The following is a 25,150-nucleotide window of genomic DNA, read 5'->3' as shown; positions in this document are numbered from 1 at the left end:
TTTTATAACTAAAGTTTAGCATAAAATTAGTATTGAATAGCATAGTTATTCACTGAATTTTAAACAATAATTAATATTTATGATAAGTTGCTGCGGTAAAAAAGAAAACAAATGATCTATTATTCTATACCTGTTTGAATGAAGGTATGAATAGGTTCTAAGTCTGTTTTTTGTTTTAATTCTTGATCTAATTCTATAATATCTTCTTTTTCAAAAGCTTTAATGTGAAACTTAACTTTTTTAGGTTCATTTTTTTCATTATTATAATGTAATATCATCATCTTTTTTTCAACAGAAAAACCTGTGATTTGATCATATTTTATTAATTTTTTTGAGGCTATTACACCTAGTTTTACTTCTAGATATTGAGGATAAAGCTTTATTATTTTTAAACTTTGATTTAGTACTCCCATTATCGTAAATAAGATACCTATTCCTAATAATGTTACGTTGCCAATTAAAACTAAAAAAATTACACCTATTACTAAGGCTGTTACTCCCATGTATAGATATTGATTAGCTACTTTTTTGCTTAAAAAGAAGTCTTTTGTGGATTCCATATTAAAGTGTTTCTAAAAATTTTTTTTCTTTTATCTCATTTAGTATTTTACGTGCTCCTATTGCTCCAATCAAACCTATTGGTATAAAAAGAACGCTTCCTATTAAAAATAGAATGCTTCCAGTTTTTGGTTTTCCTAATAGTATGATAAAGATTGCGATACAATTAAGTATTAGAAAAGGAAGGGTAAACCAAAACATTATTAAGCTTTCACTATCCTGAGAAGACATAGTAAATAAAACGATTAGAAACTGGATTATCAGCCATATAATCATTTGGGGGTTGATTTTTTTCATTTTTAAGGCTATTTAAAAATTTTGAGAATCTATTTTCGAGGCCCAAAATTAAATAGTTTGGATATTTCAGGACACCCCGTTTTCAGTGAAAAAAGAAAATATTAAATTTTTAATTCTTTATTGAGAGTTTTATTTTTGATGGTAAGTTAAAAAATATCAGGACATACTTTTAGAAGTATATCCTGATATTTTGTTCCGAAATGTTTGATTAGGTAATTAAATACAGGCGTTTTTTAGTTATGATTTTCTTTCTAATAAAGCCATATAAAACCCATCATATCCAGATTGATGCGATAGTATTTTTTTATCTTTAATAAAAGTAAATTCTTTTCCTATTTCTTTAGAAAGAAAAGTCTTTACCTGCTCTTGATTTTCTGATGGTAATATGGAACAGGTTGCATACACTAATTTTCCTCCTGGTTTTACAATTTTAGAGTAATTTTCTAATATTTCGGCTTGTGTTTTTCTAATTTTATCTAAAAATTCAGGTTGTAATTTCCATTTAGCATCAGGGTTTCTGCGTAATACACCAATACCACTACAAGGGGCGTCGATCAATACGCGATCTGCTTTACTGTGTAATTTTTTAATATCTTTTGTGCTTTCAATAACTCTGGTTTCAATATTATGCGCACCATCTCTACGAGCTCTTCTTTTAAGCTCTTTGAGTTTGTTGTCATAAATATCCATGGCTATAACTTGTCCTTTGTTTTCCATTAATGCTGCCAGATGAAGGCTTTTTCCTCCAGCACCAGCACAGGTATCTACAACTCGTTGCCCAGGTTGTATGTCTAAAAAATTTGCTACTAATTGGGAGGAAGCATCTTGTACTTCAAAAAGGCCGTTTTTAAATGCCTCTGTAGTAAATACGTTCGTTCTTTCAGTAAGTTGAAGAGCATCTGGATATCCTTTAATAAACTCGGTGTCTATTTTTTCATCTTCTAAAAGACCTCTTAATTTATCTCGGGTAGTTTTTAAAGTATTTGCTCGCAATACTACAGGAGCTTGTTGATTTAGAGCACTAATTTCTTTATTCCATAGTTTCCCTAATTCTTCTTCTCCTAATTGATCCATCCAATCTGGGATAGATTCTTTGAATTTTCTAATCTTACTTAGTTCATCAAAGCGACCTTTGATTCGTCGAGTAGGAGTAGGCCCAATTTGTTTCCAGTCTGGTAAAGAAATACCTCTTAATGTTGCCCAAACCGCAAATACTCTCCATAAATTTTCTCTAGAAAAAGGCTCTTTTACTTCAGCAATTTCAGTGTAAAGACGTTTCCAACGTACAATTTCATATAAAGTTTCTGCAACAAAACTGCGATCTCGGGATCCCCATCTTTTATCGCGTTTTAGCAATTTTTGAACTACTTTATCTGCATAAGCTCCTTCATTAAATATTTCGTGTAATCCATCTATGACAGCAAAGACAAGATTTCTATGTAAACGCATTGTATTGTTTTTTAAGGTGTGCAAAGGTATACCTTTGTAACGAAATACTATTATATTTGAGTATAATTATTGAGGATGAGAATAATCAGTTTATTGTTTTTGAGTTTAATTTTTAGTTTATACGTTTCAGAAAATAAAACTATTTCCCATAATTTCTCTGAAGTTGAGATTGAAATTCTATTTGAAGATTCTATTAGTATAAGGGCTTTAGATATTTATAAAGACACCTTAGTTGGCTTTGGACACAATAAAGGTTATGGTTTTTTAGATCTTACAACAAAAGAAGTTTTTCTTGCTGATTTTGAGAAAGATATTTTTGCTAAAGATAATAATTGGGTTGCAGAACAGCGAGCAGTGGTATTTAAGGATAATTCGTTTTTTAGTTTAGGAATAGGGTCTCCTGCAAGATTAAGGAAAATTGAGATTAAAGAAAAAAAAGAAAAAATTGTATATACCGAAACTCATGAAAAGGTATTTTATGATGCTATTGCTTTTTGGAATTTAGAAGAAGGTATTGCTATGGGGGATCCTACAGATTCTTGTTTATCTATAGTCATTACTAGGGATAGGGGAGAAACATGGAAAAAAGTTTCATGTAAAGATCTACCTCCTACTGTTGCTGGAGAAGCAGCTTTTGCGGCTAGCAATGGTAATATTAGTATAATAGCAGATAAAACATGGATTATTTCTGGAGGTATGAAATCCAGAGTGTTTTTTTCTCCCGACAAAGGAAAAACATGGAAGGTTTTTAATACTCCTATTATTCAAGGAAAAGAAACTACAGGAGCTTATTCCATAGATTTTTATGACGATAAAACAGGAGTGATTTTTGGGGGAGATTATACCAGTCCTAAAAGTAACACAAAAAATAAAGCCATAACTAATGATGGTGGGAAGACCTGGGAATTAGTGTCTGATGGCACTGGTACAGGATATAAAAGTTGTGTTCAATACGTGCCTAACGGCGGGGGTAAAGAAATTGTTGCTTTAGGTTTTACAGGAATCTCTATCTCTAATGATTTTGGTAATACATGGCAAAATATAAGTAAAGAAGGGTTTTATACACTAAGGTTTATTAATGATAGTGTAGCAATTGCTGCAGGTAAGAATAGAGTAGCTCGACTTATTTTTAAATAAAAAACAGAACTTGGTATTGATTACGTTGTGATTGACATTGTTTTTTTAAGAGTTTTCTTATTTAGTGTTCTTTTCTGTGCCCTTTAATTCTGTCCAACATGCGTTTATGAAAATCTCTTTCTGCTTTGATAAGCTTTATAATTTTTTTGTTTGGAATACTTTTTTTTAAATCTAAGATTAAATTTTTCTTTGCTTTTGATTTTTTTTCTTCTGATTCAAGATATTGATTTATAAAATCTTCGGCACGTTTATCTGTTATGTTTTCAGAATCATCAGCTTCTTTTAAAGCTTTCATTAATTTACGTTTTTCTTTCCTAAGATTTTCAATTATTTCTTCATGATTGTTATATATAGGCCAGAATTCTTGTGCCTCTTTACTTGATAGGTTCAATTTTTCTGTTATATAAGCTATTTTAAAAGCTTTTATCTTTTCTCTAGATCCATTTTGGGCAAAGATTCCGCTATAAATAAAAATAACGTAAATAAGTAATATTATTTTTTTCATGTTTTTAATTTATTCTACAGATATAATGTCATCATCTAGATATCCCCTAGATAGGTAATCTAAAATTACATCTTCATTAATTAACTCTTTTTCTAATGTTTCAGTGTAACTAACATCACTTTCGAGTAATGCAGCTATTTCAATAGTACTAAGTTCTATGTTTTCTTCATTAAAATAGGTGTAAATATCAGCAACTGTAATGTCATTAAAGCTTAGTTCAGATTCTTTGCTAATAGATAGAGATATTATAATAGCAATCATTGCTGCAATACTAGAAAAATATAAAATATTTTTTCTAGTGATTAAAGAAATCACTTTTCTTTTAGATTTAGTTTCTTTAACTTTTCGAAGTATTTTATTTTCAAAACCTACAAAATACTCATCTGGAATTTTAAATCCTGAAGAATATTTTGTTTTTGAAAGAAGTTTTTTTTCAGTTTTAAAAGGTATTTTTTTTGAAAGACGACTCTCTAAGTTTTCAAAATATTCTTCGGGTACTTTAAACCCACCATTGTTTTTATGTAATTTATCTTTTTTCACTGTTAGTAAGACTTATTTTAAGTAAAAAGGTTTAATCATTTTTTAAAAATTCTTCAATTTTTTTTGTAGCGATATGATAAGATGCTTTTAAAGCACCTACACTAGTTTGTAATATTTCTGATATTTCTTTATATTTTAATTCTTGAAAATATTTCATATTAAATACTATTTGTTGTTTTTGAGGCAAAGTAGCAATAGCTTTTTGTAGCTTTAGTTCTATCTGGCTACCATCATAGTACACATCAGCCTCTAAGTTTTGAATCAATTTTTGACTTAATTCTTCATTAGTAATATTATCTTTTTTCGCTTTTTTATTCAAGAAAGTTATAGATTCATTTGTAGCTATACGATACAACCATGAATACAGTTTACTATCTCCTTTAAAATTATTAATGTTATTATATACTTTAATATATACATTTTGTAATATATCATCTGTATCATGATGATTTTTCACGATGTTTCTTATATGCCAGTATAACCTTTCTTGATATAAAGTAACAAGTTTACTAAAAGAAGAATTTATATCAGATTTTAAAGCTGTTAGTAAGTCTTGTTCATTTTGAGTATTCAAAGGTAAAATTGATTTTAGTTATTAAAGTATTCTATACTTCATTTTCTTTTTAGACTAAAGTACGAGAAAATGGTTTAATTAGGGTAAAATTATTATTTGTAGGAATTTTGTAGGAATATTATTTTAAATAGATTAAAACCGTATAATTCAGATAAAATACATTTCTTATTAGGTTTATTAAAAATAAATTGTATCTTTACAGAGTAATAATGATTGAGTACTTTCATTTCCCCCAAGATGAAAGTTTTTTAATAAAAGTGAGTTTTGATTTTTAGAATAAGCCCCTAAATTAAGATGATTTGTGTGAAGAAAAAGAGTGTGAAAGCACTCTTTTTTGTTTTTAATACAAATATAAAAAGTAGGAATTAGATTACTTTTTTGTAACGTTTAGATAGTTTTAAAAGTTTAAAAACATATTTTTTAGATAAAATACATTTTTTATTAGGTTTATTAAAAATAAATTGTATCTTTACAGTGTAATAATGATTGAGTTTTTTCATTTTCCCCAAAATGAAATTTTTAATAAAAGTGAGTTTTAATTTTTAGAGTAAGCCCCTAAATTAAGATGATTTGTGTGAAGAAAAAGAGTGTGAAAGCACTCTTTTTTGTTTTTAAGATAAACACAAAAAGTAGGAATTAGATTACATTTTTGTAATGTACAGATAGTTTTAAAAGTTTAAAAACATATTTTTTAGATAAAATACATTTTTTATTAGGTTTATTAAAAATAAATTGTATCTTTACAGAGTAATAATGATTGAGTACTTTCATTTCCCCCAAGATGAAAGTTTTTTAATAAAAGTGAGTTTTAATTTTTAGAGTAAGCCCCTAAATTAAGATGATTTGTGTGAAAGAAAAGAGTGTGAAAGCACTCTTTTTTTTATTTTTATAGATATACTATATGAAAATCATTAAAAAGTAAGAATTAGATTACTTTTTAATGATTTTAGTTTATTTTTCGATGATGAAAAACATGTATTTTAGATAAAATACATGTTTTGTTAGGTTTATTAAAAATAAATTGTATCTTTACACTATAATAATGATTGAGTTCTTTCGTTTCCCCCAAGATGAAAGTTTTTTAATAAAAGTGAGTTTTAATTTTAGAGTAAGCCCTTAAATTAAGATGATTTGTGTGAAGAGAAAGAGTGCGAAAGCACTCTTTTTTTTGTCGTATTTAAAACACATAAGTAAGAATTATACTACATTTAAATGTGTTTAATTAGCTTGTATAAGTTTAAAAACATATTTTTTAGATAAAATACATTTTTTATTAGGTTTATTAAAAATAAATTGTATCTTTACAGTGTAATAATGATTGAGTTCTTTCATTTCCCCCAAGATGAAAGTTTTTTATAAAAGTGAGTTTTAATTTTTAGAGTAAGCCCCTAAATTAAGATGATTTGTGTGAAAAGAAAGAGTGCGAAAGCACTCTTTTTTATTTCTTCTTTAATTTTCTTTTCATTATTTATTAAAATCTATCTTGTTAAAGTAATTTTATGAAATTCAGAAGATTTTGTAAAAGATTATTTCTGTTTTGGTATATGGTAAATTGTTAGTCTAAGGTTTATACCATTTACAATTTGAATTTATCGTAATAAAATGTTCTTTTTTTGCCTCAAGTATTAGAATGAAAATAAACCGTAGCCCTGCTATGCTTAATACCAGATTCGGGTCTGGCTCAAACTTTTTTTTCCAGTAAACTCAAACTACAAATGGTATTATACGATTTACGAATAAAAATCTCGCATATAATCGCACTCTTTTTCTACTATATTTTCTTCATAAAATGAAACAATAGCTATGGCTATTCTTTAATTTGATTCATCAATCTAGCGAAAAACCTTTGCAATTATTTATACGCAATTCTCATCCGTAAATCGTATTAATTTTAAGTTATAAACTTAATTGAAATGATAAAAAAGAGGGTGTTTGAAAAATCAAACACCCTCTTGTATATATAATGTAAAATGATTTTATTATTCAAATGACTGCATGGTTACTAGTTTTTGATAGACACCATCTTTTATAATAAGCTCGTCATGAGTACCTTGTTCTACAATTTCACCTTTTTGCATTACAACGATTAAATTAGAGTTTTGTATAGTAGAAAGTCTGTGTGCAATAACAATACTAGTTCTATTTTTCATCATGTTCTCTAATGCAGACTGCACTAATCTTTCGCTTTCAGAATCTAAAGCTGAAGTAGCTTCGTCCAAAATCATGATTGGAGGGTTTTTTAAAACAGCTCTGGCTATAGATAAACGTTGTTTTTGCCCCCCACTAAGTTTGTTACCACTATCTCCAATATTTGTTTCTATACCAGCGGGTAGATCTTTTATAAATTCCCAGGCATTAGCTACTTTTAATGCATTAATTATTTCTTGATCAGATGCATTAGGCTCTCCTATTAATAGATTATTTTTAATAGAATCATTAAATAATATAGAGTCTTGAGTTACCAGACCCATTAAGTTTCTTAAAGAATGTTTGGTTAAGTCCTTAATATCTAAATTATCTATTTTGATAGCCCCTTTATTTACATCATAAAAACGGGTAACTAGATTAGCGATGGTAGATTTACCACTTCCAGATTGTCCAACAAGAGCTACAGAACTTCCTTTAGGTACTTTTAAAGAAAAGTTGTTTAGTACATATTCGTCTTCATATTTAAAGGAAATATTCTCTATGGTAATGTCAGAATTAAACTCTTTTTTATCAATAGCATCAGGTTTATCCTGTAAAGGAGAAGGAGTATTTAATATCTCTAACACGCGTTCTGCAGCTGCATTTCCTTTTTTTACACCATAATTAGCTTTAGAAATAGCCTTAGCAGGAGTTAGTATATTATAAGCTAATCCAATATAAGCTAAAAACATTTCGGCTTCTAAAGTTCCATCAATAAATACAAGTTTTCCTCCGTACCATAATAATACTGAAATTACACAAATTCCTAAAAATTCACTGGTAGGAGAGGCTAAATTTTGTCTATTAAGTAGGGTGTTAGAAAATTGATTAAACCTGGATGTAGATTCTTTAAATTTCTCGCCAAATATACCTTCAGCATTAAATCCTTTAATAACTTTTAGACCTCCTAAAGTTTCCTCGACTATAGAAAGAAAAAAACCTTGCTCTTGTTGTACTTTATCGGAATGTTTTTTTAATTTTTTACCAATTAAAGAGATTAAAAATCCAGATACAGGAATAAATATAAAAACAAATAAAGTTAATTTAGCACTTAAAAAGAGCATTGCAGCAAGAGTAAACACTATAGTAAGGGGTTCTCGCACAATTAATTCTAAAATAGAAAGAAAAGAATGTTGTATTTCTAATACATCGGTGGAAATCCTTGCCATGGTATCTCCTTTTCGTTTTTCTGAGAAAAAAGATAATGGTAAACTAACAGATTTTTCATAAAGCTCATTTCTAATATCTTTTAATACTCCATTACGTAAAAATGTAATAAAGTACATAGCTAGATAATTAAAAAGGTTTTTAAGCATAAAAACAGCAATAATACCAACAATCATATAAGTAAGAACAGGCATTTTACCTTGTGTTGCCATGTTATCGGTTATAAAGCAATTAAGACTGTCGGTTAAATATGTTTTTGAGTTTTTTAAGCCATCCCAAACAGGTTCATAATATATAATTTCTTTTTCGGTATTAAATAAAACTTTTAACACAGGGATTAAGGCTAAAAATGATAATGTGCTAAATAGAGCATAAAAAATATTACATATAATATTTAAGACTCCATAAGATTTGTATGGTTTCGCAAAGCGAAGAATTTGTTTAAAATAGTTCATTAAAAATATGCTTAACAGTAAATACTGTTGTTTAAATTAACTTTAAGTCTTTTTTGATAGCTTCAATTTTACTATCTAATTTTTGTTGTATAGTATCAAAATCCTCAATTTTATGTAAAGATTCTTGCACACTGATATAAAATTTTATTTTAGGTTCTGTTCCGCTAGGTCTAGCAGCAATTTTAGTTCCTTCTTCCGTATAAAAAATCAAAACATTTGATTTAGGAGTATCGATAATCACTTCGGTATGATTCTGGATATTTTTAGAAATACTCGTTTGGTAGTCTTCGATTAAAACTATTTTTTCTTCGTTTATAAATTTTGGTGGATTGTTTCTTAAGTCAATCATGGTTTGTTTAATTTCAGCAGCCCCGTCCATTCCTTTTTTTACTAGAGAAACTAGATTTTCTTTATAAAAACCATATTTAGTATATAATTCTAATAAAGTATTGTAGAAAGAACTGCCATTAGCTTTGGTAAAAGCAGCTATTTCACAAGCCAACAGGGTAGAGGTTACGGCATCTTTATCTCTTACAAAATCTCCCACCATATACCCAAAACTTTCTTCTCCTCCTCCTATAAAATGTTTTTCAGGAAAATCTTTAATTAGTTTTGCAATCCATTTAAAGCCCGTTAATACTTCTTTGTACTCTACATCATAAGCATTTGCAAGGTTTTGCATCATAGGAGAAGATACTATTGTCGAAGCAATAAATTCGTTTCCATTAAATCCTTTTTTGTTTTTATAATTCTCTAAAAGAAACCAAGTCATGACTATCATTGTTTGGTTTCCGTTTAGTAATTGTAACTCTCCTTGATTATTGCGAACTGCAATTCCTAATCGATCACAATCTGGATCTGTACCTATTACAATATCAGCGTTTACTTTTGAAGCAAGTTCCAAAGCCATTGTTAAGGCTTCGGGTTCTTCCGGATTAGGAGATTTTACTGTAGGGAAATTTCCGTCTGGCTCTGCTTGTTCTTTAACGATATGTACATTATTGTATCCAGCTTTTTTTAAGGTTTCGGGTACGGCGGTAATAGAAGTGCCGTGTAACGAAGTAAAAACAATTGTTGTGTTATCTTTATATTGTTGTGAAGTAACAAAACTTCCGTTTTTTACACTTTGCTCAATAAAAACTGTATCAATTTCTTGATCTATTTTTTGTATTAAATTTGGATTGGCATCAAATAGAATATCAGAGTATTTTAAAGTATTTATTTTCGTGATAATTTCATTATCCTGTGGTGGAACCAATTGTCCGCCGTCTTTCCAATATACCTTATAACCATTATATTCAGGAGGATTGTGACTGGCAGTGAGTACAATACCACAATGGCAATTTAATTCTTTTACCGCAAAAGATAATTCTGGAGTAGGTCGAAGACTTGAAAAAAGATATACTTTAATACCATTAGCAGAAAACACATCTGCTACTATTTGAGCTAAGGTATCACTATTATTCCTACAGTCATATGCTATTACTGCTTTTGGTTGCTCACTAGGAAACTGTTCTATTAAATAATTACTTAAGCCCTGAGTGCTTTTGCCTAACGTATATTTATTTATTCGATTAGTTCCTGCTCCCATAATGCCTCGCATACCTCCAGTACCAAATTCTAAATCTTTATAAAAACTTTCTTTTAACCCTTCAGGATTATTTTCTTTTAAGTTCTTGATTTCTTTTTGTGTGGTTGCGTCAAAAACTGGAGTTAGCCATTCTTCAACTCTAACATTTATAACAGAATCTGTGATTTGCATACTATTGGTTTTAGGTGCAAAAATACTATATTTTGAATATTGAGGTAAGTCTATTACTCATTATTTATTACTATAATCGGTTTGAATTCAATTTCTTTTATTTTAACTCCAATTTTACAACATTGAATTTAAAGGTGTATTCTCTCTGCTATTGTATATCTTTCTTTATTTCTGTTCGTAGTCAAAATAATTTCGCCTAAAAAGCCAGCAAGAAAAAACTGAGTTCCTAAAATCATAGAAGTTAAGGCTACATAAAATTCGGGTCTTTGAGCAATTAATCTACCTTTGGTTTCTATAAAAAGTTTATCGATACCAAGATATAATGAAAAGGAAAATCCAATTATAAAAAGTAACGTTCCTATTAATCCAAAAAAGTGCATTGGTCTTTTGCCAAAGCGAGACATAAACCAAATGGTTACTAAATCTAAAAAACCATTAATAAATCGGTTCATTCCAAATTTTGTTTTCCCGTATTTTCTAGCTTGATGTAATACTATTTTTTCTCCGATTTTGCTAAATCCTGCATTTTTTGCCAGTACAGGTATATAACGGTGCATTTCGCCATGAACATCGATGTTCTTTACGACGTTATTTTTGTACGCTTTTAATCCACAATTAAAATCATGTAATTTTACACCAGATGTTTTTCTAGCTGCTGCATTAAATAATTTTGAGGGTATGTTTTTTGCGATAACAGAATCGTACCTTTTCTTTTTCCATCCAGAAATAAGATCAAATCCTTCTTTATTAATAAGGTCATATAATTCAGGAATTTCTTCTGGATTATCTTGTAAATCTGCATCCATTGTTATGATCACATCTCCTTGTACAGCTTCAAAACCAGCATGTAAAGCTTGGGATTTTCCAAAATTTCTTAAAAAACGAATTCCTTTTACCTCTTCATATTTTGAAGATAATTTTACAATTGTTTCCCAAGATCCATCTGTACTACCGTCGTCGATAAAAATGATTTCATAAGAAAAAGAATTGGATTGCATAACTTTTGCAATCCAATTATATAATTCGTTAAGTGACTCCTGCTCATTTAGCAGTGGTATAACCACAGATATATCCATATATTAATATAAATCTTGTTTCTTTTGCATTACTAATCCTGCGATAAGAGAAATAATAAAACCAAAGAATAAACTAGCTATTATAGAAAGTGCTATACTAACAAAAGGGGTGCTGAATTTTTCGGCAATAGCCATACTTTGATCAATTTGTTCCTGAGAAAAATCAGGGTATTGTTCTATCATTTTTTCTCTTTGTACTTCAAGAACTTGTTGCGTGTAGTCAGGTTCTATAATATTAGTTAGGGTAAAAGACCAAATAGCTCCTATAATCCCGCCAATAAGAGCAATACCAAGGCCTATTTTTATAGCATCCATAAGAATTAAGTATCCATTATTAGATGTTTTAAAAGCTTTTATACCATAGCTTATCACGCCTATAAGCACTATAAATCCAATAACTGAATATATCCAATGAGGGTCTTTGTATGCGTTTGTTATATACATAACAACACCTAATAACACAGAAACTATACCTAATAATATTCCGTAGTTTATGATAATCTTTTTTGAAGATGCTTTTATATTTTCCATTTACATACTTTTGTTTTGGTTATTATAGACCATAAGTAGACAAATATACTAAAATGTTACATCAGGGGTTTGAAAAATTAAATATTAAAGAAAATTGACAAAAAAAATAATCAATATTATTGTTAATTTAAAGATAATGATTAAATTTGCACCTCGAAAAAAGAAAAGATTAATACAATGAGAAAAGATATTCACCCAGAAAATTATAGATTAGTAGCTTTTAAAGACATGTCTAATGAGGAAGTTTTTTTAACTAAATCTACAGCAAATACTAAAGAGACTCTCGAGGTGGATGGTGTAGAGTATCCATTAGTAAAGTTAGAGATTTCTAGAACTTCGCATCCTTTTTATACAGGTAAGTCAAAACTTATCGATACAGCAGGACGAATTGATAAGTTTAAAAATAAATATGCTAAGTTTAAAAAATAATCTAGCATTAACAATATGTTTAAAAGCCTTTCTGTATGGAAAGGCTTTTTTTTTTTGGTTATTGTATTTTTTTTAGAATTTTATTTTGCAAATAAATTCGGCAAACAGCATTATTTTTAACATTAACGTCTTTATTTTTGCATCAATTCACTCTTAGATTAATTATTAATTTTTTTGACATAAAATCATGAATTATATTCTTTTTGATGGCCCTTCTCGTAATGCCTTATTACCCTTTACGTATACTAGACCAGTTGCAGATATTCGTATAGGAGTATTAACAATTCGTGAAAAATGGGAATTACACTTGGGTTCTACGACATCTACAGTTACCGAGGATTATCTTAGTGAAAAATATCCTTTAGTAGAGCTAGAAAAAAATATAATGATCTATGCATCTTGCCTTCCATCTGAAGACTTAGTGTCTAGGATTAAAAATCTAAAAGCTAATCAGGCTATATTTTATAAGGATGAGCCTATAGTTTTTTATGTAGAAGAGGGGCAAGAAGTAGATTTTGATAACTACGAAATAATAGACTATAATTTAGAATTAATTACAGTAGAACAGACATGGGACATTTTTTCAAAAAATGATTTAGCTATTAAAAGTGATTTTTTGTTGCTTACTAAAGATAGGGAAACCCAGCCTATTCCTGAAAGTAATAATGTTATAGCACCAGAAAACATATTTATAGAAGAAGGAGCAAAGCTTGAATTTACCACACTTAACGCTAGTAAAGGACCTATTTATATAGGAAAAAACACCGAAATAATGGAGGGTAGTCTGATTAGGGGACCTTTTGCTTTGTGTGAGGGAGCAGTAGTAAAGATGGGGGCAAAGATTTATGGAGCAACAACCATAGGGCCTTATTCTAAAGCGGGAGGAGAGATAAATAATTCCATATTATTTGCGTGTTCAAATAAGGGTCATGAAGGATATTTGGGGAACTCAGTACTTGGTGAATGGTGTAATCTTGGAGCAGATACCAACACCTCTAATCTTAAGAATAATTATGCTCCTGTGCGACTTTGGAGTTATGAAATTGAAGGTTTTGCAAAAACAGGACTACAATTTTGTGGTTTAATGATGGGAGATCATTCTAAGTGTGGTATAAATACTATGTTTAACACAGGTACAGTGGTTGGTGTAAGTGCTAATATTTTTGGAACTGGGTTTCCTCGTAATTTTGTACCTAGCTATAGTTGGGGAGGAAGTAGTGGTTTTACTGTTTATTTAACAAATAAAGCTTTTGAAGTAGCTAAAGTGGTTATGTCTAGAAGGAATATTGAATTTACAGATCAGGAAAAAAAGATATTAGAACATATTTTTGAAGAAACTAAACAATGGCGAAAAGGGTATGAGTCGCAGTAATATTATAAAGAATCAATAATTTGAAGGGCAAGTTTTGTGGAATTACAATTTCAATAAGAGATTAAATAATTAGTCTTACTTTTTCTCTTTCCAGACTCTTTTTAAGATCAGAAAATTTTGAGGATTGTTAGTCAGTCCTTTTACATTTTTTTGAGTAAATCTAACAACTTGGTCGTAGTATAAAGGAACAATAGGTGCTTCTGCAATAATAATAGAATCCATTTTAGTATAGTGTTGTTCTCTTAGTTTAGTATTGGTGATTAAAAAGCTTTCCTCATACAATTTGTCAAAAATTTCATTTTTAAAATGTGTGTAATTTGGGCCATTAGGAGTAAAGTTTTTACTGTAATATGGAGAGAGAAAGTTTTCTGCATCAGGATAATCTGCAATCCAACTCGCTCGAAAAGATTCTAACTTTCCTGCCCATTTTTTTTGCCGTATGGTAGAAGAGGGCATTACATCTACTATAATGTTTAACCCTACTTTTTCTAGCTCTCGTTGTATAAACTCACAAATACTTTGGTAATTAGAGTCTGTTGCGATGCGTATAGTTGGATTATTGTCACCAGTTTGTTTTTTGTAGGTATCTATAAGTTCTTTAGCTTTTTCTGGGTTGTAAGTATATCCTGGTGTGTTATTAAACCCAGGCATGCCTTTGGGGATAAAACCATTAGTAGCAGGAGTTCCTATCCCGTTTTTTAGATAGGTGATCATTTTTTTTCGATCAAAACCATAATTTATAGCTTTTCGTAGTAGTTCTGATTGGATTTCTTTTTTATCGGATTCTAAATAAAATCCAAGGTATTCAGAATTTAAATAAGAGCCTTTGCTTATATTAATCTGGTTTTTGTAGACATCTCTTAACTTGCCACTTGGGGTTAATAATTCATCTTTGTAAGATGCATCCAAGCTATTTAATAAATCAAGTTTGCCTTGAGCGAATTGTAAAAATTCACTTTGTTTATCGGGTAAAAAAGTAATAGCAACAGCTTCAAGATAAGGAAGTTGTTTTCCTTTTTTGTCTCTTTCGAAATATAATTCATTTTTTCTAAATACTAATTTCACATTTTCTTCCCATAGTTTAAACTTAAAAGGCCCTGTTCCTATTGGGTTAGATCTAAACTGATTGCCATAAAATTCTACAATTTCTTTTGGAACCACAGAGCAATAGCGCATACCTAATAATCCTAAAAAAGCAGGAAAAGGTTTTTTTAATTTAATTCTAAAAAGAGTATCGTTAATAGCATTATAGTTTTTTACGTTTTTTAAAACCCAATTTCCTGGAGATGCTACTTTAGGATCGACTAGTCTGTCAAAACTATATACAAAATCTTTTGCAATAACATTTCTGGTACTGTCTTTTGTTTTGAATTGTGGATGTTTATGAAATTTTATATTCTTTTGAAGGATAAAAGTGTATTCTAATGCGTCCTTAGAAACTTTCCAACTTTTTGCTATGTCTGGTATTATATGTAACGAATCATCTAACTGTATCAAACCGTTAAATAATTGATTGGTAGACCAAATATTAGGTAAGTCTCTAGCAAAAGCAGGATCTAAAGAACTAATGTTTTCGTATTGATTGTAACGAAATACTAAATGATTTCTGTTTTCTGTAGTAGAATCTTTACAGGATACTGCAGTGATGCATATGCAAACTATTAGTAGATAGCGAATTATGAAAAAAAAATGAATAAGCTTCAATTTTAGTAAATGAATTATTGTTGGTATATTTACACCTTCAAAATTTATTCTAAAGATGTTTGATTTTCCTAAGCATTAAAGGGTAAATATAAAGAGATTTCTGTCTTTGCGGAAATGTGAGTTATATTTTTATGAGAAAAAAAGTTGCTTTTTATACGTTAGGATGTAAACTGAATTTTTCAGAAACATCTACGATAGCCAGAGATTTTACAAAAGAAGGCTTTGATCGTGTAGATTTTTCGGAGAATGCAGATATTTATGTAATCAATACATGCTCTGTTACTGAGAATGCAGATAAAAGATTTAAAACGATAGTAAAGCAAGCTCAAAAAATAAATCCAGAAGCCTTTGTAGCTGCGGTTGGTTGTTATGCGCAATTAAAACCAGAAGAATTAGCGTCTGTAGATGGGGTAGATTTGGTTTTGGGAGCTACAGAAAAATTTAAGATAACAGATTATATTAATGATCTGTCTAAAAATGAATTTGGCGAAGTACATTCTTGTGAAATAGAAGAAGCTGATTTTTATGTAGGTAGTTATTCTATAGGAGATCGTACCAGAGCGTTTTTAAAAGTCCAAGATGGATGTGATTATAAATGTACTTATTGTACAATTCCTTTGGCAAGAGGTATTTCTAGAAGTGATACTTTAGGTAATGTTTTGAAGAACGCAAAAGAGATTTCTGAAAAAGGAATTAAAGAAATCGTTTTAACGGGAGTAAATATAGGAGATTATGGTAAAGGAGAGTTTGGGAATAAAAAACATGAACATACTTTTTTTGATCTTGTACAAGCGTTAGATAAAGTAGATGGAATAGAACGATTAAGGATATCTTCGATAGAGCCAAATTTGCTTAAAAATGAAACCATAGATTTTGTAGCTAACTCCAGAACTTTTGTTCCTCATTTCCATATTCCTTTACAATCTGGTAACGATGCGGTTTTAAAATTGATGCGTCGCAGATATCTTAGTAATCTTTATGTAGATAGAGTAAACAAAATTAAGGAGGTAATGCCTCATGCCTGTATAGGAGTAGATGTTATTGTTGGTTTTCCTGGGGAGACAGATGATCTGTTTTTAGATACGTATAATTTCTTATCACAATTAGAAATATCATATTTGCATGTTTTTACATATTCTGAAAGAGATAATACTGTTGCTGCAAAATTAGAAGGAGTAGTTGCAGCAGATGTTCGCAAGAAAAGAAGTAAAATGTTAAGAGGGCTATCTGTAAAGAAAAGAAGAGCTTTTTATGAGAGTCAAATAGGTACAGAAAGAACGGTGTTATTTGAGTCTGAAAATAAAGAAGGGTATATATATGGTTTTACTGAGAATTATGTAAAAGTAAAAATGCCATGGAATCCAGGGTATGTGAATACTGTACACAAAGTATATTTAACAGCTATAGATGATGATGGAGTAGTTAGGTTTGATTTTAAAGGAAAAGCTTGATAAATCCTTTTTTATAGTATGATGAGCTAGTTGATGTATATTGTTTAAAAATTTAAAACAAAAAAAACTGCTTGAGAGCAGTTTTTTTGTTTTTAGAAAGTAAACGTGTAGCTATATGTTTATTCCTACCGGAAGTAAATCTTTATATTTCCTTCTGTTTTTACGCATAAACTTAGCTATAATAGGACAAGTAGGAACTAATCTAATATTGCGTTCTTCAATTAAATTAAATACAGCAACAATAAAATCTTGATCATATCCTTTTTCAAGATGTTCTTCACTCATGATAAGTTTGGTAAGGAAAATTTTTCTTTCTTGTAATGCATACTCAATTTTCGCTTTTTGACCTTCAATTGTGGTTTCGAATTGTCTTAGAAATTCATTATCTGTAATTTCTAATTCAATAGCACTCATGTTCTCCATATTTTTTAAATTATTGAGGTATTAATCCCGATAAATAAGGGGTTAACCTTACTGATTATGAAAACCTTGATATAGATAAGAGTTTGTAATATTGATCCCAAAAACAGTAGCTATTAGCTAATTATTTATGCACTGACTTTTTCCTTACCTAACTAAGATTTATTTGTTTTAATATTCCTTTATTTATAAAAAATTAACTCAATATTTCCTTTTTTCTAAGAAGGGAATACCATAATTTTGAACAACAAAGATAATGAAATAAGGGATCTAAACTCAAAAATCACTGTTAAAATACCTATGTCGCAGGAAGTTAGCCATGTTTATTTTGTTCCAGGAATGGCAGCAGATATTTCAATTTTCGAATTCATTAAACTCCCAAAAGAGGAGTATATAATACATACTTTATCTTGGAAAATTCCATACAAGAATGAATCTATACAGGATTATGCAAAGCGAATGTGTGAGGAAGTTAAGTATAGAAACTGTATCTTAATAGGTGTTTCTTTTGGAGGAATAATAGTGCAAGAGATGAGTAAGTGTATCGATGTTAAAAAAATAGTCATTATTTCTAGTGTAAAAAATAAACATGAATTACCAAAACGAATAAAGATTGCTCGAAAAACAAAAGCATATAAGTTACTTCCGACAGGAGTGATCTCTAAAATTAGTAATTGGGAAAAACTAGCTTTTGGTGATTTTGCTAAAAAACGTGCCACGATGTATCAAAAATATTTATCCATGAAGGATAAAAGATATTTGGATTGGGCTATAAAGAATATAGTGTGTTGGGATCAAGAAGAGACAATAGAGGGGATTATACATATTCATGGAGATAAGGATATTGTTTTTCCTATAGTAAATATTAAAAAGTGCATAGTTGTTGATAAAGGAACTCATGTTATGATAGTTAATAGAGCAAGATGGTTTAATAAAAATTTACCAAAAATATTTAAGGGTAACTTGTCTTAGTGTAACTTTTTTATGCTATATTGTACGATAAATCTTAGTTCCCCAACAAAATCAAAACCTACTTAAGTAATGAAGATGATTAAAAAAGCTTTAGTCTTTTTAGGCGTGGTATTCACTTTTGGAATATTAGTAAATGCGACTCAAGACAGTGCAGAAAAACCATTAGTTCAAAAAGTTTTAGAGAAAAAATTAGTAAGCGATTATAACGTTTATGCTATACCAATGCCAGATAATCTTAATTTTTCGGGTGAATTGGTGCCTATAGAAAACCCAGATATAAGAGAGAGAATGGATAGAGAGTTGTTAGTGAATACTTACTGGCAATCTAATGGTTTATTGCTTTTTAAAAGAGCTAATAAATATTTTCCTATTATAGAGCCTATTCTTAAAGAACAGGGGATACCAGAAGATTTTAAATATCTAGCAGTTATAGAAAGTGGTTTAACTCAAGCTGTATCACCTGCACATGCAACGGGTTTTTGGCAGATATTAAAAGGTACAGCTAAAGAATACGGATTAGAAGTAAATCAGAATGTAGATGAAAGATATCATATCGAAAAATCTACATTAGTAGCTTGTGAGTATCTAAAAAACGCAAAAAAACGTTTAGGATCATGGACTTTGGCTGCAGCTGGTTATAATGCAGGTGTAGCGGGCGTCAATAAACAATTGGATAGGCAAGATGCAAAATCATATTATGACCTTTTGTTAGGAGAAGAAACAGGAAGATATGTGTTTAGGATAATTGCGGTAAAAGAGATTTTAAGTAATCCAAAACAATATGGATTTAACTTTAGTGAAAAAGATCTATATACTCATATTCCAACTTTTAATGTGTTGGTAGATAAGCCTATTTCTGATTTTAATGAATTCGCTAAGCAGTATGCTATAAATTATAAAATCTTAAAATTACACAATCCTTGGCTTAGAGAAACACATCTAAACAACTCTACAAGCAAAGAATATCTTATTCAGATACCAAGAGAAGGGTATTATACTTCAGAAACAGGACAATAAGAATTTAGGATAGAGATTTAATAGATTTTTGATTAAGTTAGCAACTTATTAAAGTGAATTTATGAATACTTCAATACTTATATCATTAATCTTAATAGGATTATTAGCAGGATTTTTTAGTGGGACTTTAGGGGTAGGAGGAAGTGTAATAATGATTCCTTTATTAATCTTGTTGATGAATTTTTCTCAACATGAGGCTCAAGGAACAAGCTTAGCAGTACTAGCAGTTCCTGTAACTTTATTAGCGGCTTATAATTACTACCAAGAAGGGTTTGTGAACTGGAAATATGCTATTGTTATAGCTATAACATTTGTTATAGGAGGGTATTTAGGCAGTAAATTGGCAATATCTATAAATCAAGCACTTTTAAAAAAAATATTTGGAGGAGTTTTGTTTATAGTCGCTATAAAAATAATTTTTGGTAAATAAAACAATATAACTTTTAATTATTTTTTCTTTTAGTGTTATTGTTTAAAGAATCTTGTTCTCTCTTATAGATTTCATACTCCTCATCAATATTTCGTTCTTCTTCACTTCGATTATCTTTATTCTGTATTGTATCGCTTTCTGTCGTGCTAGTTTCGGAATTCAAATCTAGGTTAGAAATTAAAAGAGAAACTCCTTTAGATAAAGAGTTAAAATGAATGCTGTAAGAGTTGCTTAGTGTTTCACTAGAATGGTGAGTAACTATTTTTCGTATATCCAAAATCTTTTTATTACTATCCATAAAATACATCATAGGAAAGCCTAATGCATGTTTTAGTTTGTTAATGATATAAGAATCTTGGTTGGTTTTTTCATCTATATGGACTAGTTTTATGTTTTGAGTATACTCTTTTACTTTTTCTTTTAAGTTTTCTTTTGTATCCCAAAATAATACTACAAAATCTATTTGATCATGAAACCTGTCTGCTAAATCATTAAGTGCAGGGATTTCTCCAATACCAGGAACGCACCATGAAGCAGAAGTGATTAAAAAGATAGGCTTCTCGTATTCTTCTAACGAAATAGATTCTCCCTTTAACGGATAAACATTAAAATTATCCATATAGGTACCATTAAGATGATTTGTTACTAAAGAGTCGAATAGAAATTCAGCTCTCTCTAGATCTCTATCTTGATAAGCAGCATCTATTTTTTGATTATACTTAATGAGATGAGATGAGATAGCAACCGAAAAGGGTATTTTTCTTTCTTCTTGGGCAAAGGAATTATTGAAATAAAAAAACAAGATTCCCAGAACTAATAATTTCTTCATTATAAATAGATTACGGTAGCTAATGTAGTGTAAAGTTTTTAAAAAACATTTTTAGACTAAAAAATTTTAGTAAGATACTATAAATTGTAAAATACGCTATATATAAAACGTATCTTTTTAAATAATTAGTATGTTTAGATTTTTTTCATTTGCTGTTTCATCATAGTTATTTGATCTTTTAGCATATTATGTTTGTCTAATTTTTTAGCTTCATTAAGTAATATCTGAGCCTCTCTTTTTCGTCTCTTAGTCATTGCTATGCCTGCAAGATTGAGTTTGGCTACTGCTAGATCCTGATTCATAGAAAGCCCTAGCTTAATAGCTTTTTTTAGATGTTTTTCAGCTTGTGTTATATTGGTTTGTGAAAGCATGATACCAAGAAGATAGTTGTGGTATCCTTGTTGTTTTAAAGTAAGAGCACTTTCTGGATTAGTGATTTTATTCAACCATTTTTTAGCGCCATCAAAATCTTGTTTTCTTAATCTTAAGAAAGCGAGCAATATAAGCTCATTTTTAAAATATAAAAAAATGAAAATCGCAGCTAATAAAAGAAGCATAATTCCATTACCTATATATCCTTCTATTATTTGCCATATAGCCACACCAATTACGATTGTAGCAATTACTAATTTTATATTTTTGTTGTACATTGAAAAGATTTAATTATTAACTCGGCGCAAAGGTAATAAAAACAAATAAAAATATTTTGATAATTAGATTTGCCAAAGTAAAAACTCTTCGTATATTTGCACGCAGTTTTCGGGACAGATACCCATAAATATTAAATTAGATATTTCAAGAAGATTTATAAAGATAGATAGCAATGAAAAGAACGTTTCAACCATCGAAGAGAAAGAGAAAAAATAAACACGGTTTCAGAGAGCGCATGGCTTCTGCAAATGGTAGAAAGGTATTAGCTCGTAGAAGAGCAAAAGGAAGAAAGAAGCTATCTGTTTCTTCAGAACTAAGACATAAGCACTAATGGTAATGTGTTTTTAAAATATTAAAGGTGTTACTTTATAGGTAACGCCTTTTTTTATATCTAATACATAAAAATTTAAGAAAAAAGCAATATTGTTATTACATGCCTAAACAAGAAAGACTAAAGAGTATACTTATAATAGGGTCAGGGCCTATTGTTATTGGACAAGCTTGTGAGTTTGATTATTCAGGAACACAAGCATTACGTTCTCTTAGAGAAGATGGAATTGAAACGATTCTGATTAATTCGAACCCTGCAACGATCATGACAGATCCTTCTATGGCAGATCATGTGTATCTTAAACCATTAAATACAAAATCGTTAATAGAGATATTAAAAGAACACCCTCAAATTGATGCAGTATTGCCAACGATGGGGGGGCAAACAGCTCTTAATCTTTGTATTGAAGCAGATGAGAAAGGTATCTGGAAAGATTTTGAAGTAGATATAATAGGAGTAGATATAGATGCTATAAATATTACAGAAGATCGAGAACAGTTTAGAGAGCTAATGCTTAAAATAGGTATCCCTATGGCTCCTCAAGCAACAGCTAACTCTTATCTAAAAGGAAAAGAGATAGCGCAGGAATTCGGGTTTCCTTTGGTGATTAGAGCATCTTATACTCTTGGAGGAGCAGGAGCATCTATCGTATATAAAGAAGAAGATTTTGATGAATTGCTTACCCGAGGTCTTGAAATATCTCCAATTCATGAAGTCATGATCGATAAAGCTCTTATCGGATGGAAAGAATATGAGTTAGAGTTATTACGAGATAACAATAATAATGTTGTCATTATCTGTACTATAGAAAATATGGATCCAATGGGGATTCACACTGGGGATTCTATTACAGTAGCACCAGCAATGACATTAAGTGATAAAACTTTTCAGCGAATGCGGGATATGGCAATCCATATGATGCGTAGTATCGGTGATTTTGCAGGAGGGTGTAATGTGCAATTTGCGGTAAGCCCAGATGAAAAAGAAGATATTATTGCTATCGAAATAAATCCAAGAGTTTCACGCTCTTCTGCCTTGGCATCCAAAGCAACAGGGTATCCAATTGCTAAAATTGCAGCAAAACTAGCGATAGGTTATAATTTAGATGAGTTGGATAACCAAATCACTAAATCTACATCTGCTTTATTTGAACCTACTTTAGATTATGTTATCGTAAAAATCCCAAGGTGGAATTTTGATAAGTTTGAAGGATCAGATCGTACCTTAGGGCTTCAAATGAAATCTGTGGGGGAAGTAATGGCCATTGGTAGATCATTTCAAGAAGCATTGCATAAAGCAACACAATCTTTAGAAATAAAAAGAAATGGACTTGGTGCAGATGGAAAAGGAGAAAAGAATTATGACCAGATTATTGAAAAACTAACTTATGCCAGTTGGGATAGAGTATTTGTAATTTATGATGCTATTCAGATAGGAATTCCTTTAAGAAGAATACATGAAATTACTAAAATAGATATGTGGTTTCTTAAACAATATGAAGAATTATATAATCTTGAAAAAGAAATTTCGACATACACTATACAATCTCTTACTAAAGAGCTGATTTTGGAGGCAAAACAAAAAGGTTTTGCAGATAGACAGATAGCTCATATGGTAGGGTGTTATGAAAGTGAAGTTTATAATAAGAGAGATGAACTTGGTATAAATCGAGTTTATAAACTAGTAGATACTTGTGCGGCAGAGTTTAAAGCACAGACACCGTATTTTTACTCTACTTTTGAAGCAGAAATAGAAACTCCTGAAGGAAAGAAATATGTTTCCAACGAAAGTGTGGTTAGTGATAAAAAGAAAATTGTTGTTCTGGGATCTGGACCTAATAGAATAGGTCAAGGAATTGAATTTGATTACTGTTGTGTACACGGTGTATTAGCATCTGCAGAATGTGGATATGAAACAATAATGATAAATTGTAATCCAGAAACAGTTTCTACAGATTTTGATATAGCAGATAAATTATATTTTGAACCTGTATTTTGGGAGCATATTTATGATATTATTAGACATGAAAAACCCGAAGGAGTAATCGTTCAACTTGGAGGTCAAACTGCTTTAAAATTAGCAGAAAAATTAGATCGATATGGAATAAAAATAATTGGAACTAGCTATCAATCTCTCGATTTGGCGGAGGATAGAGGGCATTTTTCTCAATTATTAAAAGAAAATAATATTCCTTACCCAGAATTTGATATAGCCGAAACAGCAGAAGAAGCATTAGAAGTTGCAGATCGTTTAGATTTTCCAATCCTAGTAAGACCATCTTATGTATTAGGAGGTCAAGGAATGAAGATTGTTATCAATAAACAAGAATTAGAAGAACACGTTGTTGATTTACTACGTAAAATACCTAATAATAAATTATTATTGGATCATTATTTAGATGGAGCTATAGAAGCAGAAGCAGATGCGATATGCGATGGAGAAAATGTATATATAATTGGTATTATGGAGCATATAGAGCCTTGTGGAATTCACTCAGGAGACTCTAATGCTACATTACCTCCTTTTAATTTAGGAGAATTTGTAATGCAACAAATTAAAGACCATACCCATAAAATCGCTCTCGCATTAAATACTGTTGGTTTAATAAATATCCAATTTGCTATCAAAGATGATATGGTATATATTATAGAAGCTAATCCAAGAGCATCTAGAACAGTTCCTTTTATAGCAAAAGCTTATGGAGAACCCTATGTTAATTATGCAACCAAAGTTATGTTAGGCGATAAAAAGGTTACGGATTTTGATTTTAAACCTCATTTAGACGGATATGCAATCAAACAACCAGTGTTTTCGTTTAATAAATTTCCTAATGTAAATAAAAAATTAGGACCTGAAATGAAAAGTACTGGAGAAAGTATATTATTTATAGAGGATCTTAAAGATGATCAATTTTATGATCTGTATTCAAGACGAAAAATGTATTTGAGTAAATAACTACAATTCTAAATACAAGTTAAAAAGAAGGCTGAATTCTAAACTTAAAATGAAGAATTCAGCCTTTTTTTATTTTTTTGTTATTTAAAAAAAATAAAGTTTTAAATTTTTTACACATATTTTGTTCTTTTTATACGGTATAGAAGTACTTTCTTCAGTGATTTAGTTAATTATTTATATGGTTTTAAGTTAATTAAATATTAATCATTGTTAATTTTAGTTAAATCTCAAAAATGATACATTACAATTAATCGAATGATTTAGGAAATAAAATTAATCTTCATAATTACATTATTTTCTTTTAACCATTTGATTTTCAGTAACGCAACATAGTTGCATTATTGAAAATCA

At 29.7% G+C, this 25,150-nt stretch carries 23 protein-coding genes; 9 read left to right on the top strand and 14 right to left on the bottom strand.

Translation table 11 applies throughout. The features are described from left to right. Positions 1-119: 119 nt before the first annotated feature. The 3 genes from H527_RS0105340 to H527_RS0105330 form a co-directional block, all read right to left on the bottom strand. Positions 120-560, bottom strand: a complete 441-nt coding sequence (locus tag H527_RS0105340; protein ID WP_027411750.1) for a hypothetical protein — start codon at positions 558-560, stop codon at positions 120-122. 1 nt (position 561) lies between these two features. Further along, positions 562-855 (bottom strand): hypothetical protein, encoded by a 294-nt coding sequence (locus tag H527_RS0105335; RefSeq protein WP_155837810.1) that lies wholly within the window; start codon positions 853-855, stop codon positions 562-564. Positions 856-1,092: 237 nt separating this feature from the next. Continuing rightward, complete coding sequence (locus H527_RS0105330) at positions 1,093-2,304, bottom strand: RsmB/NOP family class I SAM-dependent RNA methyltransferase (RefSeq protein ID WP_027411748.1); 1,212 nt, start codon at positions 2,302-2,304, stop codon at positions 1,093-1,095. Positions 2,305-2,379: 75 nt separating this feature from the next. Here H527_RS0105330 and H527_RS0105325 point away from each other — a divergent pair, with 75 nt between their 5' ends. Continuing rightward, complete coding sequence (locus tag H527_RS0105325) at positions 2,380-3,441, top strand: WD40/YVTN/BNR-like repeat-containing protein (RefSeq protein WP_027411747.1); 1,062 nt, start codon at positions 2,380-2,382, stop codon at positions 3,439-3,441. Positions 3,442-3,502: 61 nt separating this feature from the next. On the opposite strand, the gene H527_RS0105320 is transcribed toward H527_RS0105325, so the two are convergent. From H527_RS0105320 to H527_RS0105290, 7 genes are all read right to left on the bottom strand, one after another. Further along, positions 3,503-3,946, bottom strand: a complete 444-nt coding sequence (locus tag H527_RS0105320; RefSeq protein ID WP_027411746.1) for a hypothetical protein — start codon at positions 3,944-3,946, stop codon at positions 3,503-3,505. Positions 3,947-3,955: 9 nt separating this feature from the next. Then, on the bottom strand, positions 3,956-4,486 hold the full coding sequence (locus tag H527_RS0105315; protein ID WP_027411745.1) for a hypothetical protein: 531 nt from the start codon (positions 4,484-4,486) through the stop codon (positions 3,956-3,958). Positions 4,487-4,517: 31 nt separating this feature from the next. Then, a complete protein-coding gene (locus H527_RS0105310; RefSeq protein ID WP_027411744.1) occupies positions 4,518-5,060 on the bottom strand; it encodes an RNA polymerase sigma factor in 543 nt (180 codons plus the stop codon). A gap of 1,979 nt (positions 5,061-7,039) precedes the next feature. Then, positions 7,040-8,869: an ABC transporter ATP-binding protein gene (locus H527_RS0105305; protein ID WP_027411743.1), complete on the bottom strand. Its 1,830-nt coding sequence runs from the start codon at positions 8,867-8,869 to the stop codon at positions 7,040-7,042. A gap of 31 nt (positions 8,870-8,900) precedes the next feature. Beyond that, complete coding sequence (locus tag H527_RS0105300) at positions 8,901-10,631, bottom strand: phospho-sugar mutase (RefSeq protein WP_027411742.1); 1,731 nt, start codon at positions 10,629-10,631, stop codon at positions 8,901-8,903. 128 nt (positions 10,632-10,759) lie between these two features. After that, positions 10,760-11,707: a glycosyltransferase family 2 protein gene (locus H527_RS0105295; protein WP_027411741.1), complete on the bottom strand. Its 948-nt coding sequence runs from the start codon at positions 11,705-11,707 to the stop codon at positions 10,760-10,762. Positions 11,708-11,710: 3 nt separating this feature from the next. Further along, complete coding sequence (locus H527_RS0105290; protein WP_027411740.1) at positions 11,711-12,238, bottom strand: DUF4199 domain-containing protein; 528 nt, start codon at positions 12,236-12,238, stop codon at positions 11,711-11,713. 177 nt (positions 12,239-12,415) lie between these two features. On the opposite strand from H527_RS0105290, the gene H527_RS0105285 reads away from it, so the two are divergent. Together H527_RS0105285 and H527_RS0105280 are read left to right on the top strand one after the other, a co-directional pair. Continuing rightward, complete coding sequence (locus H527_RS0105285) at positions 12,416-12,667, top strand: type B 50S ribosomal protein L31 (protein WP_027411739.1); 252 nt, start codon at positions 12,416-12,418, stop codon at positions 12,665-12,667. Between the two features lie 187 nt (positions 12,668-12,854). Next, positions 12,855-14,039, top strand: coding sequence for a GlmU family protein (locus tag H527_RS0105280; protein WP_027411738.1), 1,185 nt, complete (start codon positions 12,855-12,857; stop codon positions 14,037-14,039). 75 nt (positions 14,040-14,114) lie between these two features. On the opposite strand, the gene H527_RS0105275 is transcribed toward H527_RS0105280, so the two are convergent. Continuing rightward, the gene (locus H527_RS0105275; protein WP_027411737.1) at positions 14,115-15,743 is read right to left on the bottom strand and encodes an ABC transporter substrate-binding protein; all 1,629 of its coding nucleotides are present in this window, start codon (positions 15,741-15,743) and stop codon (positions 14,115-14,117) included. Between the two features lie 131 nt (positions 15,744-15,874). Between H527_RS0105275 and mtaB the strand changes: the two genes are divergently transcribed. Then, the gene (gene mtaB, locus H527_RS0105270; RefSeq protein ID WP_027411736.1) at positions 15,875-17,194 is read left to right on the top strand and encodes a tRNA (N(6)-L-threonylcarbamoyladenosine(37)-C(2))-methylthiotransferase MtaB; all 1,320 of its coding nucleotides are present in this window, start codon (positions 15,875-15,877) and stop codon (positions 17,192-17,194) included. Positions 17,195-17,305: 111 nt separating this feature from the next. Here the strand turns inward: mtaB and H527_RS0105265 are convergent, their stop codons facing one another. Further along, entirely contained in the window at positions 17,306-17,608 is a 303-nt protein-coding gene (locus H527_RS0105265) for a GNAT family N-acetyltransferase (RefSeq protein WP_027411735.1), read from the bottom strand. Between the two features lie 306 nt (positions 17,609-17,914). Between H527_RS0105265 and H527_RS0105260 the strand changes: the two genes are divergently transcribed. From H527_RS0105260 to H527_RS0105250, 3 genes are all read left to right on the top strand, one after another. After that, positions 17,915-18,586: an alpha/beta hydrolase gene (locus H527_RS0105260; RefSeq protein WP_035087487.1), complete on the top strand. Its 672-nt coding sequence runs from the start codon at positions 17,915-17,917 to the stop codon at positions 18,584-18,586. 69 nt (positions 18,587-18,655) lie between these two features. Continuing rightward, on the top strand, positions 18,656-19,603 hold the full coding sequence (locus tag H527_RS0105255; RefSeq protein ID WP_027411733.1) for a lytic transglycosylase domain-containing protein: 948 nt from the start codon (positions 18,656-18,658) through the stop codon (positions 19,601-19,603). Positions 19,604-19,664: 61 nt separating this feature from the next. After that, the gene (locus tag H527_RS0105250; protein ID WP_027411732.1) at positions 19,665-20,033 is read left to right on the top strand and encodes a sulfite exporter TauE/SafE family protein; all 369 of its coding nucleotides are present in this window, start codon (positions 19,665-19,667) and stop codon (positions 20,031-20,033) included. Between the two features lie 13 nt (positions 20,034-20,046). On the opposite strand, the gene H527_RS21475 is transcribed toward H527_RS0105250, so the two are convergent. Both H527_RS21475 and H527_RS0105240 read right to left on the bottom strand, forming a co-directional pair. Further along, positions 20,047-20,862 carry a TlpA family protein disulfide reductase gene (locus H527_RS21475; RefSeq protein ID WP_051316641.1) on the bottom strand — a complete coding sequence of 272 codons (816 nt, stop codon included), beginning with the start codon at positions 20,860-20,862 and terminating at the stop codon, positions 20,047-20,049. A gap of 134 nt (positions 20,863-20,996) precedes the next feature. Then, on the bottom strand, positions 20,997-21,512 hold the full coding sequence (locus tag H527_RS0105240) for a hypothetical protein (protein ID WP_027411731.1): 516 nt from the start codon (positions 21,510-21,512) through the stop codon (positions 20,997-20,999). A 173-nt stretch (positions 21,513-21,685) separates the two neighbouring features. Between H527_RS0105240 and rpmH the strand changes: the two genes are divergently transcribed. Then, positions 21,686-21,844: a 50S ribosomal protein L34 gene (gene rpmH, locus H527_RS23475; protein WP_081414554.1), complete on the top strand. Its 159-nt coding sequence runs from the start codon at positions 21,686-21,688 to the stop codon at positions 21,842-21,844. Between the two features lie 102 nt (positions 21,845-21,946). Next, positions 21,947-24,799, top strand: coding sequence for a carbamoyl-phosphate synthase large subunit (carB, locus tag H527_RS0105235; protein ID WP_027411730.1), 2,853 nt, complete (start codon positions 21,947-21,949; stop codon positions 24,797-24,799). Positions 24,800-25,150: the final 351 nt, after the last annotated feature.

This window comes from Aquimarina muelleri DSM 19832, from assembly GCF_000430665.1.
GTDB lineage: Bacteria > Bacteroidota > Bacteroidia > Flavobacteriales > Flavobacteriaceae > Aquimarina > Aquimarina muelleri.
Note: the sequence above shows the minus strand (reverse complement) of the source record. Positions and strands in the feature narration are given on the sequence as shown.